General features: G+C 64.4%; 12 protein-coding genes, 1 tRNA gene and 2 pseudogenes. 8 read left to right on the plus strand and 7 right to left on the minus strand.

Annotated elements, in window-relative coordinates; translation table 11 throughout:
* Window positions 1-6: 6 nt before the first annotated feature.
* Window positions 7-483 (plus strand): group I truncated hemoglobin, encoded by a 477-nt coding sequence (locus BF95_RS05635; protein ID WP_327195414.1) that lies wholly within the window; start codon window positions 7-9, stop codon window positions 481-483.
* On the opposite strand, the gene BF95_RS05640 is transcribed toward BF95_RS05635, so the two are convergent.
* The 7 genes and pseudogenes from BF95_RS05640 to BF95_RS05670 all read right to left on the minus strand — a co-directional run bounded on the left by BF95_RS05640 (window position 484) and on the right by BF95_RS05670 (window position 5,586).
* A tRNA-Arg gene (locus tag BF95_RS05640) sits at window positions 484-560 on the minus strand.
* A gap of 72 nt (window positions 561-632) precedes the next feature.
* A complete protein-coding gene (locus BF95_RS05645; RefSeq protein ID WP_043149922.1) occupies window positions 633-1,019 on the minus strand; it encodes a hypothetical protein in 387 nt (128 codons plus the stop codon).
* Between the two features lie 57 nt (window positions 1,020-1,076).
* Window positions 1,077-1,767, minus strand: a pseudogene (nth, locus tag BF95_RS05650) (endonuclease III).
* Between the two features lie 19 nt (window positions 1,768-1,786).
* Complete coding sequence (gene dapB, locus BF95_RS05655) at window positions 1,787-2,551, minus strand: 4-hydroxy-tetrahydrodipicolinate reductase (protein WP_043149923.1); 765 nt, start codon at window positions 2,549-2,551, stop codon at window positions 1,787-1,789.
* A gap of 79 nt (window positions 2,552-2,630) precedes the next feature.
* Window positions 2,631-3,158 carry a molybdenum cofactor biosynthesis protein B gene (gene moaB, locus BF95_RS05660; protein WP_043149925.1) on the minus strand — a complete coding sequence of 176 codons (528 nt, stop codon included), beginning with the start codon at window positions 3,156-3,158 and terminating at the stop codon, window positions 2,631-2,633.
* Window positions 3,158-4,945 carry a lytic transglycosylase domain-containing protein gene (locus BF95_RS05665; protein ID WP_043149926.1) on the minus strand — a complete coding sequence of 596 codons (1,788 nt, stop codon included), beginning with the start codon at window positions 4,943-4,945 and terminating at the stop codon, window positions 3,158-3,160. The genes moaB and BF95_RS05665 overlap by 1 nt, the downstream gene beginning before the upstream one ends.
* Window positions 4,942-5,586, minus strand: a complete 645-nt coding sequence (locus BF95_RS05670; RefSeq protein ID WP_235209580.1) for a uracil-DNA glycosylase family protein — start codon at window positions 5,584-5,586, stop codon at window positions 4,942-4,944. Before BF95_RS05670 ends, BF95_RS05665 begins: the two co-directional genes overlap by 4 nt.
* Window positions 5,587-5,797: 211 nt before the next feature.
* Here BF95_RS05670 and BF95_RS05675 point away from each other — a divergent pair, with 211 nt between their 5' ends.
* The 7 genes and pseudogenes from BF95_RS05675 to BF95_RS05705 all read left to right on the plus strand — a co-directional run bounded on the left by BF95_RS05675 (window position 5,798) and on the right by BF95_RS05705 (window position 13,600).
* Window positions 5,798-7,450, plus strand: a complete 1,653-nt coding sequence (locus BF95_RS05675) for an electron transfer flavoprotein-ubiquinone oxidoreductase (RefSeq protein WP_043149928.1) — start codon at window positions 5,798-5,800, stop codon at window positions 7,448-7,450.
* 25 nt (window positions 7,451-7,475) lie between these two features.
* Window positions 7,476-9,079 (plus strand): annotated as a pseudogene (locus BF95_RS05680) (tetratricopeptide repeat protein).
* A complete protein-coding gene (locus BF95_RS05685) occupies window positions 9,066-9,947 on the plus strand; it encodes a 4-(cytidine 5'-diphospho)-2-C-methyl-D-erythritol kinase (protein WP_043149930.1) in 882 nt (293 codons plus the stop codon). The pseudogene BF95_RS05680 and the gene BF95_RS05685 overlap by 14 nt, the downstream one beginning before the upstream one ends.
* The gene (locus BF95_RS05690; protein WP_043149932.1) at window positions 9,944-10,660 is read left to right on the plus strand and encodes an N-formylglutamate amidohydrolase; all 717 of its coding nucleotides are present in this window, start codon (window positions 9,944-9,946) and stop codon (window positions 10,658-10,660) included. The genes BF95_RS05685 and BF95_RS05690 overlap by 4 nt, the downstream gene beginning before the upstream one ends.
* Complete coding sequence (locus tag BF95_RS05695; protein ID WP_043149935.1) at window positions 10,657-11,019, plus strand: hypothetical protein; 363 nt, start codon at window positions 10,657-10,659, stop codon at window positions 11,017-11,019. The genes BF95_RS05690 and BF95_RS05695 overlap by 4 nt, the downstream gene beginning before the upstream one ends.
* Window positions 11,016-12,398, plus strand: coding sequence for a bifunctional ADP-dependent NAD(P)H-hydrate dehydratase/NAD(P)H-hydrate epimerase (locus tag BF95_RS05700; protein ID WP_043149936.1), 1,383 nt, complete (start codon window positions 11,016-11,018; stop codon window positions 12,396-12,398). The genes BF95_RS05695 and BF95_RS05700 overlap by 4 nt, the downstream gene beginning before the upstream one ends.
* On the plus strand, window positions 12,395-13,600 hold the full coding sequence (locus BF95_RS05705; protein ID WP_043149938.1) for a class I SAM-dependent RNA methyltransferase: 1,206 nt from the start codon (window positions 12,395-12,397) through the stop codon (window positions 13,598-13,600). The genes BF95_RS05700 and BF95_RS05705 overlap by 4 nt, the downstream gene beginning before the upstream one ends.
* The last annotated feature ends 35 nt before the right edge of the window (window positions 13,601-13,635 follow it).

Consider the following 13,635-nt stretch of genomic DNA (forward strand, 5'->3'; position numbering starts at 1 on the left):
GACTCTATGATGTCACTAATTCTCTCGCTGCTCCTGCTTCAGGCCGCCCCTCATGCCATGCCCGGCGAGGATGCAGTCGATCCCTATGTGCCAAGCGCGGCCCATGCCGGCACAACGCCCTTTACCGGCGACGGTATGGCCCGCGCCTTTCATGGTCAGGAAGGCATTCAGCGCGTCGTCGATGGCATGGTCGTTCGCGCCTATGCCGACCCCATCATCAGCGAGATTTTTGTCGGCCACGACAAGGTGAGGCTCAGCCGGACGCTGTTCGAGCAATTCTGCTACCTGCTGAATGCAGGCTGTTCCTATAGCGGCCGCGATATGGCGAGCGCGCACAAGGATCTGGGCGTGCAGCGGAAAGATATGAACCGCCTGGTCGAACTGCTTCAAGAGGCGATGCGCGAAGAAAAAATCGATTTCCAGGCGCAAAACCGGTTCCTGTCGAAACTCGCGCCGATGCATCATGATGTGGTGAAGCAATAATGGTGCACCCAAGTGGATTCGAACCACTGGCCTTTGCCTTCGGAGGGCAACGCTCTATCCAGCTGAGCTATGGGTGCATGACGCTGGTCAGAAGGGCCGCTTAGCAAAGGCCATACGCCTGCGCCAGCCTCAATTCATCTGCGCCTGTCTTATTTCGTAGCCTTTTCCATCGGCTGAAATTTGCCCAGACCACAGCTCGCGCCCGGTTGCAGGCCAGGCCCTGTGTTCCACAACACGGTGATGATATCGACCGAGCACAGCTGTGAGATACTGGTCCGGTACGAGAAGCGCTTTTCAAAGCCCAGGCTGGGGCAACTGTTGGGCAATATGTTGCGGTAGATTTTGCGGCCGTTCGTGACGAAGTCGATGGTGCGGTCGTCGCGGACATTGGTCGAGCGGATCAGTTGGATCGGGATGCAATTGACCGCCTCGCCCTTCGCCACATAGGGGTCAGGCTTGTCCTTGGCGATGGCCGGGGTCACGGCGGCTGTCAGGGCGAGGCCGAAGGCGAGGTGATAGGCTCGCGAAATGATCATGCTGTCTCTCCTTGGCTTTTGCCGAATCGACGATCTGGCAAGCGCTATCCCGTGCTTTTATTCGCTACCTGCTGAACCGGGCGATAACGGCAATGCGGCAGAGGGTGCTTTTGGTGCGGGAGTCTTGGGCTTGAACCGGCACAGGTCGGCGACGATGCAGCGCCAGCATTCGGGGCGGCGCGCCTTGCACACATAGCGGCCATGCAGGATCAGCCAATGATGCGCGTCGCGCCGAAATGGTCCCGGCACGCGCTTTTCCAGTTTCAGCTCGACCGCCAGCACCGTCTTGCCGGGGGCGAGGCCAGTGCGATTGCCGACGCGGAAGATGTGCGTATCGACGGCGAAGGCTTCCTGCCCGAAAGCGGTGTTGACCACGACATTCGCGGTCTTGCGCCCGACGCCGGGGAGGGTGGTCAGCGTGTCACGATCCTGCGGCACTGTCCCGCCAAAATCGCGGACCAGTATCTCCGACAGGGCAATGACATTCTTCGCCTTGCCGTTGAACAGGCCGATCGTCTTGATATGCTGCTTGAGCGCCTCTTCGCCGAGATCGACCATTTGCTGGGGCGTTGTGACCTCGCGAAACAGGGCACGGGTGGCCTTGTTGACGCCGGCATCGGTCGCCTGCGCCGACAGCACGACCGCGACCAGCAATTGATAGTCGTTGCCATATTCCAGTTCCGTGATCGGCGCCGGATTTGCTTCGGCCAGGCGGCTGAAAAAAGTCGAATATCTGTGCCTTGTTCATGTCATGACTTTCATGGCGGTCAGAGGCCCAGCACGCCTTTCATGTCGTAGCGCCCGGCGGGCTGGTCGGCGAGCCATTGCGCGCCCTTGATCGCGCCGCGCGCGAAGATCGAGCGGTTTTCGGCGCGGTGGCCGATCTCGATGCGCTCGCCCTTGCTGGCGAAGATGACCTGATGGTCGCCCGCCACCGATCCGCCGCGCAAGGCGGCAAAGCCGATCGCACCTTTGGCCCGCGCACCGGTGATGCCGTCGCGGCCGCGCTCGCTATGCGCCGCCAGGTCTATCCCGCGCCCGCGCGCTGCCGCTTCGCCCAGCAGCAATGCGGTCCCAGAAGGCGCATCGACCTTGTGCCGATGATGCATTTCGACAATTTCGATATCCCAGTCGTCGCCAAGGCCCGCAGCCGCCTGTTCCACCAAGGCGGCGAGCAGGTTGACGCCGAGCGATGTATTGCCAGTCTGAAGCACGGGAATGACCCGCGCCGCCTGATCGATCAGCGCGTGATGAACAGCCTCCAGCCCGGTCGTGCCGATCAGGATCGGCTTATGCGCGGCGATGCAGGCATCGAGATGGGCCGAGAGGGCACCGGGGACGGAGAAATCGATCAGCACGTCGCTTGCCTGTGCCAGCGCCACTATATCGGTCGTGATCGCAACGCCCGGCGCAATCTCGCCGCTATCTGTGCGGTCAGTGCCGCCTGCCAAGGTCAAGCCGGCTTCCGTCACGACTGTGGCGATTGCCTGCCCCATGCGGCCCGCGGCCCCGAAAATCCCGATGCTGATCATGAAGACGCCGTCCCTGTTGTGCTGGGACGGCGGATGCCAGAGCGACGCGCTTTTGTCATCCCCGCACGGAAGGGTCTTCTCAGCGCTCGTTGAGGCGCGGCATCAGTTCGACGAAATTGCACGGGCGAAATCGGCTGTCGAGCTGGGTGACCAATATGCCATCCCACGCATCTTTCACCGCGCCGGTGGAGCCGGGCAGGGCGAAGATATAGGTGCCGCGCGCAACGCAGGCGGTGGCGCGGGACTGGATCGTCGATGTGCCGATCTTCTGGTAGCTGAGCCAGCGGAACAGTTCGCCGAAGCCCGGAATTTCCTTATCCTGCACCTGGGCCACCGCTTCGGGCGTGACGTCGCGCCCGGTGACGCCGGTGCCGCCCGTGGTCAGGATCACGTCGATCTCCGGGTCTTCGATCCAGGCGTGCAGCCGCGCCACGATGGCGGACATGTCGTCGCGCTCGACATAGCGGCCAGCGAGAATATGGCCCGCGCTTTCCAGCCGTTCGACCAACGCATCGCCGGAGCGATCATCCGCCAGTCCGCGCGTGTCCGACACTGTCAGTACAGCGATCCGTACAGGCAGGAAGGTGCGGCTTTCGTCGATCGGCATCAGTCCGAACCGCCACCCATGCTGCCGCGGCTATCGACTTTGTTCATCCGCACCAGCTTCATGCCCTTGGATGTGGGGAAGGTCGGCCACAGGCCCTGGGCCATGCCCGTCAGGCAATCTGCGCTGCCCTTGCCCTGGATCTGATACATCCAGTAATTACGCATGACGATGTTCACATAGGCGCGAGTTTCATAATAGGGCAGCGATTCCATGAAGAGCAGCGGGTCGCCCTTGTCCTTCACTTCGCTGTTCCAACGTTCGACCGGTACCGGCCCGGCATTGTATGCCGCCATTACCTTGGGCAGCAGACCGCCGGTCGCGCTCATGTCGCGCAGCGCTTCCAGATAGCGCTGGCCGAATTCCATGTTGGTCGATGGCACGAATAATTGGTCGGCTGACGCCAGCCCCATGTCGCTGCCGGTGCCGGGCCGCACCTGCATCAGGCCGCGGGCACCAGCGCTCGACACGACCTGCGAGCGGAAGCCGGATTCCTGCAGCGTGTGGGCATAGATCAACGCCGGATCGACACGCCAGCCGCCATCGGGCTGCCAGTTGGGAGCGGGAAAGCGGGCGAAACTTTCCGGCTGTTTGCCGGCCGGGCCGTTATGGGCGAGCCAAAGCTGGGTTTCGGGCAGGCTAAGCGCGCTGGCGAGCCGGATCAGCGCGTCATAATGACTGGTGCCACCGATTTTCGCCTGATGCCGTAGCAGTTCCTCAGCGCGGGCCGTTTCGCCGATGGCGCTGAGCGCAATAGCGGCGCGAGCATTGGGGCTGTTCTTGAGCGATTGCCACTCGGACGCGCCAAACCGGCTGGCGACGGGCGCAGCGCCGAGCGGCAGGCCCAAGGATTCGCGCGCGAGCAGGCCGTAGAAGGTCTCGTCAGACCGGCTGGCAAGCCTTAGATAATTTTGGACCTTCTCCGCTTCGCCACACACCATATAGGCGCGCGATGCCCAATAGGCACCGGCTGCCCGCATGTCGGCATTGCCCGCCAGAGCGGCGACGTTGGCGAAGGATGGGGCGGCGGCGCGGCAGTCATTCTGACGCCAGGCAGCCAGACCAGCGGTCCAATGCGCCTGTACGCTCCAATCGCCCCCAGCCCGCGCTTCCAAGGCGCGCGCGGCCATCCGGCGGGCATTGGTATCGTCGCTTTCGATATAATAGGCCCAGGCGACCCGCTCGCGCACTTCACTCAAGCCTTCAGGGGTCAGGCCTGCTTCACCGCTCGCCAGCAGCGCTTCGGCCCCGACGGGATTGTCCGCTTTGATGTACGTCTGGATTTGCCCGGCCAGCGCTTGCGCCAGCATGTCGGCCTTGACCGCTGCAACATATTCGCGGCGGGGGGCAGCGCCCAGCCACACCATCTTCTGTACCTGCGGCAGGGTCGGCAAAATGGTCGCGCCGCGCTTTTGCGCCAGGCGGGAAAGTTGGTCGGCCTTGGGTAGCCAGGCAGCCTTGTTTACCAGATCAAGCAGGTCGAACAGTTCGACCCTCGGCGATCCCTTGGCGAGATAGAGTTCGGAGAGGGCGAGCGGCCGCATAGCATCCTGCGCGTCCAGCGCGTCGATCATCGCCCGCGCGTCGGACCATTTCTGATCGCGCAACGCAACGAAGATGCTGCGATAGCGGGCCTTGTCGCCGTCCGACACGGCCAGCGGCGACGCACTGGCCAACGCCGCCGATGCTGGCGGCAGAGTGTCGGCCGTATCGGCTGAAGCGGAAAAGGCCGTGGCTGCGCCCATTGCGAACAGGGCAAGGCATGTCAGGCGGGTCGCGGCTCGAATCACGGACGGTCTTCCTCGATCAGGCTTTGCAGGGCGCGCCAGCATTGCGCTTTGGCCGCCGGTTGCGTGAGCAACAGGCGCGGGTGAAATGTGGCAGTAACGGGCACAGTGCCGCCATCATGGTTAAATCCGGGTAAAGCATCGGGCGCTTCACCACCGCCCGTCGGTATCAACGCACGGATCGTCCGATCCCCCAGCAAAAGCAGGCGGCGTGGCCGGGCGAGATGGACATGGGTGGCCATGCGCGTCGCGGCACTGGCAATATCGCTGGTTTCTACCATGCCGCCCGGCGGTCGAGCAAAAAACAAGGAAGCCATATAGCAATCCGCGCGGTTGAGGCCAATCGCGCGCAACATCGAATCGAATAAGGCACCGGCACGTTCGGCCAACAGCATGCCCTGTTCGATATCGGCGGGATCGGGCATGTCGGTGACGATCATGAGCGGCGCGTCGATCGGCCCGGTCGGTAAAATCGGGCGGCCCGCCCAACGCCGCTCTGGCTGGCCGGTATCGCTTGCCAGCCAGGTCTGAAAGGCCTGCAGATCCACAGGTTTGGCGACGGGCGGCGCGCTGGGCATATTTGTTTGCGCCGCTGATGCCGTAACGGCGACGGGACGCAGCCAGTTGACGGGCGTTTCCGCCACCGCGCATTCCACGCCGGCTAGCCGCCACCACGCCAGATAGCGTCGGCACTCAGCACCGCTTTATCCTGCATTAATCCCCGCATATGCTCCTAAGGGCCAGAGGTTGACGAGGGGGTCAAGGTGCTTCATCGCCTGTGATGATAGAGTGTTGGAGTAATAAGGCGATCGGATGATCGGGGTGCAGCCCGCCGGACGCCATCATGGAGGGACTATGAGCGAACGGGAATCGATGCCTTATGACATCGTCATCGTCGGCGGAGGACCGGCCGGCCTGTCTGCGGCAATCCGGCTGAAACAGCTTGCGAGCGAAGCGGGTCAGGAACTCGCGGTGTGCGTACTGGAAAAAGGCTCTGAAATCGGCGCACATATTCTGTCGGGCGCGGTGATCGATCCCAAGGCGCTCGACGAATTGCTGCCGCAATGGCGCGACATGGGCTGTTCGCTGGCCGACACGCCAGTGACCGACAACCAGCATTGGTTCCTGTCGAAAGGCGGCAAGATGACCATGCCGCACATCATGACGCCTGGCTGGATGCACAATAAGGGCACCTACACCGGATCGCTGGGCAATCTGTGCCGCTGGCTGGCCGAACAGGCCGAGGGGCTGGGTGTCGAAATCTTCCCCGGCTTTGCCGCCGCCGAAATCCTCTATCATGAAGATGGCAGCGTGAAGGGTGTCGCCACCGGCGACATGGGCGTCGATCGCGAAGGCAAGCATAAGGGCGATTATCAGCCCGGCCTCGAACTCCACGCCAAATATACTTTCTTTGCCGAAGGCGCGCGCGGGCACCTGACCAAGATCCTGAAGCGCCAGTTCGCGCTGGACGCGGACAGCGAGCCGCAGGTCTATGGCCTGGGCATGAAGGAATTGTGGGACATCGATCCCGCGCTGCATCAGCCGGGGTTGGTGATCCATAGCCAGGGCTGGCCGCTGACCGACGCTTATGGCGGTGGGTTCCTCTATCATCAGGCGGGTGGCCAGGTGGCGCTGGGCTTCGTCGTCGGCCTTGGCTATCGCAACCCGCACCTCTATCCGTTCGAGGAATTTCAGCGCTGGAAACAGCATCCCGACATCCGCAAATATCTCGAAGGCGGGCGGCGCGTATCCTATGGCGCGCGCGCGATTAACGAAGGCGGGTGGCAGTCGGTGCCCAAGCTGGACTTCCCCGGCGGCGCGCTGATCGGTTGTTCGGCGGGCTTCGTGAACGTGCCCCGCATTAAGGGGACGCACACCGCCATGAAGTCGGGCATGTTGGCGGCCGAAGCCGCTTTCGCCGCCGTTCAGGCGGGCCGGACGAGCGACAGCCTGGCCGACTATGACGCTGCCGTGCGGTCCAGTTGGATTGCCGATGAGTTGAAGCTGGTCAAGAATGCCGAGCCTCTGCTTGCCAAGTTCGGCGGCACGATCGGCACGTTGCTGGCGGGCATCGACATGTGGATGCGGACGCTCAAAATTGGCCTGCCCTTCACGATGAAGCACAAGCCCGACAATGAGAAGATCTGGCACAAGGACGCCTGCGCCAAGATCGCCTATCCCAAGCCCGATGGCGTGGTCAGCTTCGATCGCCTCTCTTCGGTGTTCCTGTCGAACACCAATCATGAGGAGGACCAGCCGGTTCATCTGCAGCTAAAGGATCCGGCGATCCCGATCAGTTATAATCTGCCGCTTTATGACGAGCCGGCGCAGCGTTATTGTCCGGCAGGCGTCTATGAAGTGGTGGGCAAGGAAGAGGGCAATCCCCGTTTCCAGATCAACGCGCAGAATTGCGTCCACTGCAAGACATGCGATATCAAGGACCCGACCCAGAATATCAATTGGGTCGTACCCGAAGGCGGCGGAGGACCGAATTATCCCAATATGTAAGCGCCTGCTCCTGTCTCTCTCGATGATGATCCCGGCCACCGCCGGGGCATCGGTCGATCCGCAAAGCGCGCTGCACACCTATGCGCAGGCGCGATTGGCGGACAGTGACGGCGCACTCGCCCTGGCCGTTGCCCATTATGGCGCAGCGTTGGCGCGTGACCCCGACAGGGTGGAAATCGCCCAGCGCGCTTATGTCCAGGCGCTGGAGAGCGGGGACAAAGCGCTGGCGCTGCAATCAGCCGCTTTGCTGGACCAGGCGGGGCTTTTACCGCGCGATGGCACGTTGCTGCGGATTGGCGAAGCGCTGGAGCAGCGGGATTGGGCGGCTGCCACGACGCTGACCGACCGGATGGAGCAGGAGGGTAATTTTGCCTTTCTTGGTCCCATCCTGCGGAGCTGGATTGGTGTTGGCGAAGGGCGGGCGGTGCCGCTGGCGATCGACGCGAAGGATCGCTTCGCGGCGTTGGCGCAGCGCTATGTCGATGAGCATCAGGCTTTGTTGGCGTTGAACGCAGGCGATGTCGCAGATGCTGTGGCGCCGCTGCGCCGGGCGATTGCGCTGCGGCCTGCAGATGCGGCGCTGCGCCTGTCCTTGGCGACACACTTGGCAGGACGCAAAGCCAAGGCGGAAGCCTTGCTGTTGCTGCCACCAGGCGGCGCCCATTTCACGCAAGCGCGGGCCGAAATTGCACGACGCAAGATAAAGGCTCCGCCGCTGACCCCGGCTCAGGGCTATGCGCGGCTGCTGGCGCGGCTGGCTGTCGATATCGGATCGGACCGGGAGGGCCTTGGGCTGGCGCTTCGGCTGGCCCGGATTGCGACCTTTGCCGATCCTGGTTCGCCGGAAAATCATATCATTGCGGCCCGGCTGCTGACATCTGCTGGCTTTGCCGGAGCCGCGCTTGCGGAAACAGACAAGGTACCGCCTGCCGGATGGTACGGCGCGCTTGCGCAGGCGGAACGGGTCGACGCGCTGGCTGTCGATGGTCAGATAGATGCGGCGCTGGCACTCGCGCGCACCATGGCCGCGCAACCCGATGCGGAGTCGGAGCGGCACGTGCGGCTGGGCCGCTTGCTTGCCCAGCACCAAGATTTCGATGGCGCGGCAGCGGCGTTTCGCGCGGCGCAGGCCCGTTTTGGCGATGCGGTGGTGCCATGGTCGCTGTTGCTGTTCGAGGGGAGCGCGCTGGAGCAGGGCGAGCGCTGGGACGAGGCGCGGGCGGTGTTGGAACGCGCCGCGGCGCTGGCCCCCAATGAGCCGGTTATCCTCAACTATCTTGGTTATGCGCAGATCGAACGGCGACAAAATGTCACGGAGGCGCTCGACTTGCTCAAGAAGGCGAGCGCGCTCAAGCCGCAAGATCCGTCCATCACCGATTCGCTTGGCTGGGCGCAGTTCGTGACCGGGAACGTCAAAGCCGCCGTTCCGGTACTGGAACGGGCCGCCGCTGGCGCACCCGCCGATACGACGATCAACGAGCATCTGGCGATGCGCTTTGGACGGCTGGTCGCCGCTATGAGGCGCGCTATGCCTGGGGCGCCGCGTCACTTTATGCCGAAGGCGACGTGGCGACGCGGATCGCCGCCAAGACCAAGGAAGGATTGAAGCCCGAATATGCCGCACCATGACGCGGAGCTTGAGGCCGACACGCTTGTCGAAACCGCTTATGCCAAGGTCAATGTCGCGCTGCACGTGCGGGCACGGCGGGACGATGGCTATCATGCGCTGGAAAGCCTGTTCGTCTTTGCCGAACATGGCGACCGGCTGATCGGCCGGGCGACCGACGATGGCGCGATCGATCTGATGATCGACGGGCCGTTTGGCGGCGCGCTGGACGCCGGGCCGGGCAATCTGGTCATGAAGGCGGCGCGGGCGTTGCAATCCTATCTGGGTGAACAGCGCGGCGCGGCGATCCGGCTGACCAAGATATTGCCGGTGGCGTCGGGGATTGGCGGTGGATCGGCCGATGCCGCCGCGACCCTGCGCCTGCTGGTGCGGCTATGGGATGTGCGGATCGACGATGGCGAATTGGCCGCGTTATCGCTCGACCTGGGATCGGACGTGCCGGCCTGCATCGCCAGCGTGACGCAATTGGTCACGGGACGGGGCGAGGGGCTTGCGCGGCATGCGGTCGAGGGGCTGGCGGGCATGGCGATGCTGTTGGTCAATCCTGGCGTAGCCGTGCCGACGGGGCAGGTGTTTGCCGGGTGGGACAGGCAGGATCGCGGAGCGCTCGATGCCGGGAGCTTAAAGGCGCTGATCGAGGCAGGGCGCAATGATTTGCAGGCGTCGGCGATTGCCGTGGCACCGGTGATTGCGCAGGTGCTGACGTGTCTCGAAACGCAATCCGGTTTGACCCTTGCCCGCATGTCGGGATCGGGCGCGACCTGCTTTGCGCTGTTCGAGGATGACGCCGCTTTGGCCGATGCGGCGATGGCGGTGCGCATCGCGTATCCCGATTGGTGGGTGATGGAAACACGGATCGGCGCGGCATGAGCGAGGTCTTTACCCTGATCGAAGCGGGTGGGCTGGACCTGTTGATCATCGCCGATCATGCCTCGGCGCAGGTGCCGGAGGATATTGATCTCGGTATCGATCCTGCGCTGCTCACGAATCATATTGCGATCGACATCGGCGTGGCCGAAGTCAGCCGTCTGCTCGCCGCGCAACTGGGTGGCACGGCGATATTGGGCGGCGTGTCGCGGTTGGTGATCGACCTCAACCGCGAAGAGGATGCGCCTGGCCTGTTGCCGGTGATGAGCGATGGCCACGCCATATCGGGCAATCGCGATGCGGACCTGTCGGATCGGATGCGCCGCTTCTACCACCCGTATCATCAGGCGATCGAGCGGCGATTGGCCACGATGGCCTCGCCCTTCATCCTGTCCGTCCATAGTTTCACACCCCAGCTGGCGAGCGATCCTGACCAGCAACGGCCATGGGAGATCGGCATCCTCTATGGCGCGGACGATCGCGCGGCGCGGATCGCGATTCCCTTGCTGGAGGCGGCGGGGCTTAGGGTCGGCGATCAGCAGCCCTATTCGGGCAAGCTGCTCAATGCGACGATGAACCGCCATGCCGAAGCCAATGGTATCCCCTATCTGGGCATTGAGATGCGACAGGATTTGGTCGCCGACGCAGCGGGGCAGCGGCGTTTTGCCGACCTACTGGGGCCGGCGGTGTTGGCTTGTCAGGGTGCGCTAACATGATGCGTCATGGCTATGGGGCGCTGTTGATGACACTGGCGGCGTGCGATGGCGACCCCTCTGTTTTGGGGAATGAGCCGGACGCTCGCGTTGATGACGGCATGGCGGAATGTGCGATCGGGCCTGATGCGGCGTGGGGGCGGGATTGTGCGATCGAGCGGGCAGGGCAGGCACTGACGATTCGGCATCCCGATGGCGGTTTTCGCCGTTTCACGGTGCTGGACGATGGCCGGGGTTTGGAGGCCGCAGATGGCGCGGAGGAAGCCCAACTGCAGTTGATCGGCAAGGATCAGATCGAGATCCGTATCGGTGGCGATCGTTACCGTTTGCGGGTTCAGGTCGCGGGCTCCGCCACCCAATGACCGGCATACCGATTCTGACCGCTGCGCAGATGCGGGCGGCGGAGCAGGCGGTGTTTGCGTCGAGCGTCCCAGACTATACGCTGATGGAGCGCGCAGGCGCGGCAGCGGCGGCGATCATCTGGCGAGCAGGCGGGCTGCGCGATACGCTGGTCCTGTGTGGGCCAGGCAACAATGGCGGCGATGGTTATGTGATCGCGCGGCTGCTGCGCGAGCGGGGCGTGCCGGTGCGGGTGGCGGCGCTGGGCGAGAGCCGCACGCCGTCGAGCCAGCGCGCTCGTGCTGAATGGAACGGGCCGGTCGAGGATATGGCCGAGGCCGCGCCTTCGACGCAGGTGGTGGATGCGCTATTCGGCACCGGCCTGTCGCGCGGGCTGGACGGGGCGGTTGCCGCGCGATTGGGTGAACTGATCCAGACGGCAAGCCATAGCCATGCCATCGACCTGCCGAGCGGGGTGGAGACGGATAGCGGCGCGCTTCTCTCCGTCGTGCCGCATTTTGGCGTTTGCATCGCGTTGGGTGCGCTCAAGCCCGCGCATCTTCTCTATCCGGCGGCGGGGTGCTTCGATCGACTGATCTACGCGCCGATTGATATCCCCGCGCCGGACCAGGTTCACCGGCTGGAGCCGCCCCGGCTTATGGCACCGGGGGCGGATGCACATAAATATACGCGCGGATTGGTGGCGGTGGTCGGTGGATCGATGTTTGGAGCGGCGCGGCTTGCGGCGCGATCGGCAGCGGTGTCGGGTGCTGGCATGGTTCGACTGTTAGCCATGGATCAGGCGGTGACCGGACCGGATGCCATCATTCATCAGCAGGTGCAGACGGCGGCGGACGTGGCGAAGGCGCTGGACGATGACCGGATCGCCGTTGTGTTGGTTGGGCCGGGGCTGGGACGCGATGCGGTTGCGCGTGACCGGCTGGCGGCAGCGGTGGCGGCGGGCCATCGGCTGGTGCTGGATGCCGACGCGCTGACGCTATTGGCGGTCGACGCCATTCCGCGCGGCGCGATCCTGACTCCGCATGAAGGCGAGTTTCGACGGCTGTTCGGCGACCTGCCCGGCAGCAAGATCGATCGCGCGCGGGCAGCGGCAGCGCAATGCGGCGCGGTCGTTATCTATAAGGGTGCGGACAGCGTGATCGCTGCACCGGATGGACGGGTGGCGGTGGCGGCGGGGGCTTCGACTTGGTTGTCGACCGCCGGGACCGGCGATGTTTTGGCGGGGCTGGTCGCCGGACGACTGGCGGTTACAGGGGATCCCTTTCGCGCGGCGAGCGAGGCGGTATGGCTGCATGGCGATGCCGCGCGGCGGGCCGGCGCGGCGTTCGTTGCCGATGATTTGCCTGATGCGCTGCCAGCGGCTATCGCCACGCGATTGTGACAGAAAGCGACCCAGACATCATCATCCGTATCGCCGCCAAGGGCGATGGCATCACCGCCGATGGCCGCCATGCGGCGCTGACCGCACCGGGCGACCGGCTCCTGCCCGATGGCACAATCCAGCGCGGCCCCCATCATGTCGCGCCGCCCTGCGTCCATTTTCCGGCCTGTGGCGGCTGCGAGTTGCAGCATCTCGATGACGCCAGCCTGTCTGATTTCGTGACCGGGCGGGTGGTCGGGGGGCTCGCCGGACAAGGGGTGACGGCGCAGACGGTGCTACCAGCGCATCTGTCGCCGCCGATGACGCGGCGGCGGGCCTCGCTGCGCGCGGCGCGGTCGGGGCGCAAGATCACCATCGGCTTTGCCGAGGCGGGCAGCCATACGCTGATCGATCTGACCATGTGTACGGTTCTCGACCCGCGCCTGTTCGCACTGCTCGCGCCGTTGCGGGACCTGCTAGGGCTGATCCTGCCGGACAAGCGCGCGGCGCATGTCCGCATGTCGTTGATCGACCAGGGTGTCGATCTGCTGCTGGAAGGCGTGCGGGTCGAGGGGCTGGCAGCGGATGAAGGGCTGGGCGATTTCGCGCGGACGCATGGGCTTGCCCGGCTGACGATCGATGAAGGCGACGGGCCGCAGACACGCTGGGAACCCGAAGCGGCCACGGTGACGTTCGGCGGCGTCGCAGTCGGCTTTCCCGCTTTTTCCTTCTTGCAGGCGACGCCCGATGGCGAAGCGGCGCTCGTCGCGGCGGTGCGCGACGCCATGCCGGAGACGGGGGCGATCGCCGATCTGTTCAGCGGCCTTGGCACCTTCGCGCTGGCGCTGGGCGCGGCGCGGCCCGTCTATGCGGCAGAGGGTGCGCGCGATGTGCTGCTCGCGCTCAAACTGGCTGGACAGCGCGCGCAGCGGCGGATGGTGGCTGACCATCGCGACCTGTTCCGACGTCCGTTGACGCCAGAGGAACTCAACCGCTTTGTCGCCGTCGTGCTGGACCCGCCGCGCGCGGGTGCGCGCGAGCAGGTGATGCAGTTGGCGGCCTCGACCGTGCCGCTGATCGCCTATGTCTCCTGCAATCCGGCGAGCTTCGCGCGTGACGCGGTGCATCTGGTCGCGGGTGGCTACCGCCTGGAGAGCGTGCGCCCGGTAGGGCAATTCCGCTGGTCCACTCATGTCGAGATGGTCGGCATCTTTCGCCGATAAAAAAAGTCCCTCGCCGCAGGGGGAGCGGCGAGGGA

The sequence above is a fragment of the Sphingobium sp. Ant17 genome (genome assembly GCF_000588875.1).
In the GTDB taxonomy this organism is placed as follows: domain Bacteria; phylum Pseudomonadota; class Alphaproteobacteria; order Sphingomonadales; family Sphingomonadaceae; genus Sphingobium.

Excerpts from the sequence above, each read along its gene's own strand:
- BF95_RS05635 (WP_327195414.1), top strand. The coding sequence starts at position 7 with ATGATGTCACTAATTCTCTCGCTGCTCCTGCTTCAGGCCGCCCCTCAT.
- BF95_RS05645 (WP_043149922.1), bottom strand. The coding sequence starts at position 1,019 with ATGATCATTTCGCGAGCCTATCACCTCGCCTTCGGCCTCGCCCTGACA.
- dapB (WP_043149923.1), bottom strand. The coding sequence starts at position 2,551 with ATGATCAGCATCGGGATTTTCGGGGCCGCGGGCCGCATGGGGCAGGCA.
- moaB (WP_043149925.1), bottom strand. The coding sequence starts at position 3,158 with ATGCCGATCGACGAAAGCCGCACCTTCCTGCCTGTACGGATCGCTGTA.
- BF95_RS05675 (WP_043149928.1), top strand. The coding sequence starts at position 5,798 with ATGAGCGAACGGGAATCGATGCCTTATGACATCGTCATCGTCGGCGGA.
- BF95_RS05685 (WP_043149930.1), top strand. The coding sequence starts at position 9,066 with ATGCCGCACCATGACGCGGAGCTTGAGGCCGACACGCTTGTCGAAACC.
- BF95_RS05690 (WP_043149932.1), top strand. The coding sequence starts at position 9,944 with ATGAGCGAGGTCTTTACCCTGATCGAAGCGGGTGGGCTGGACCTGTTG.
- BF95_RS05695 (WP_043149935.1), top strand. The coding sequence starts at position 10,657 with ATGATGCGTCATGGCTATGGGGCGCTGTTGATGACACTGGCGGCGTGC.
- BF95_RS05700 (WP_043149936.1), top strand. The coding sequence starts at position 11,016 with ATGACCGGCATACCGATTCTGACCGCTGCGCAGATGCGGGCGGCGGAG.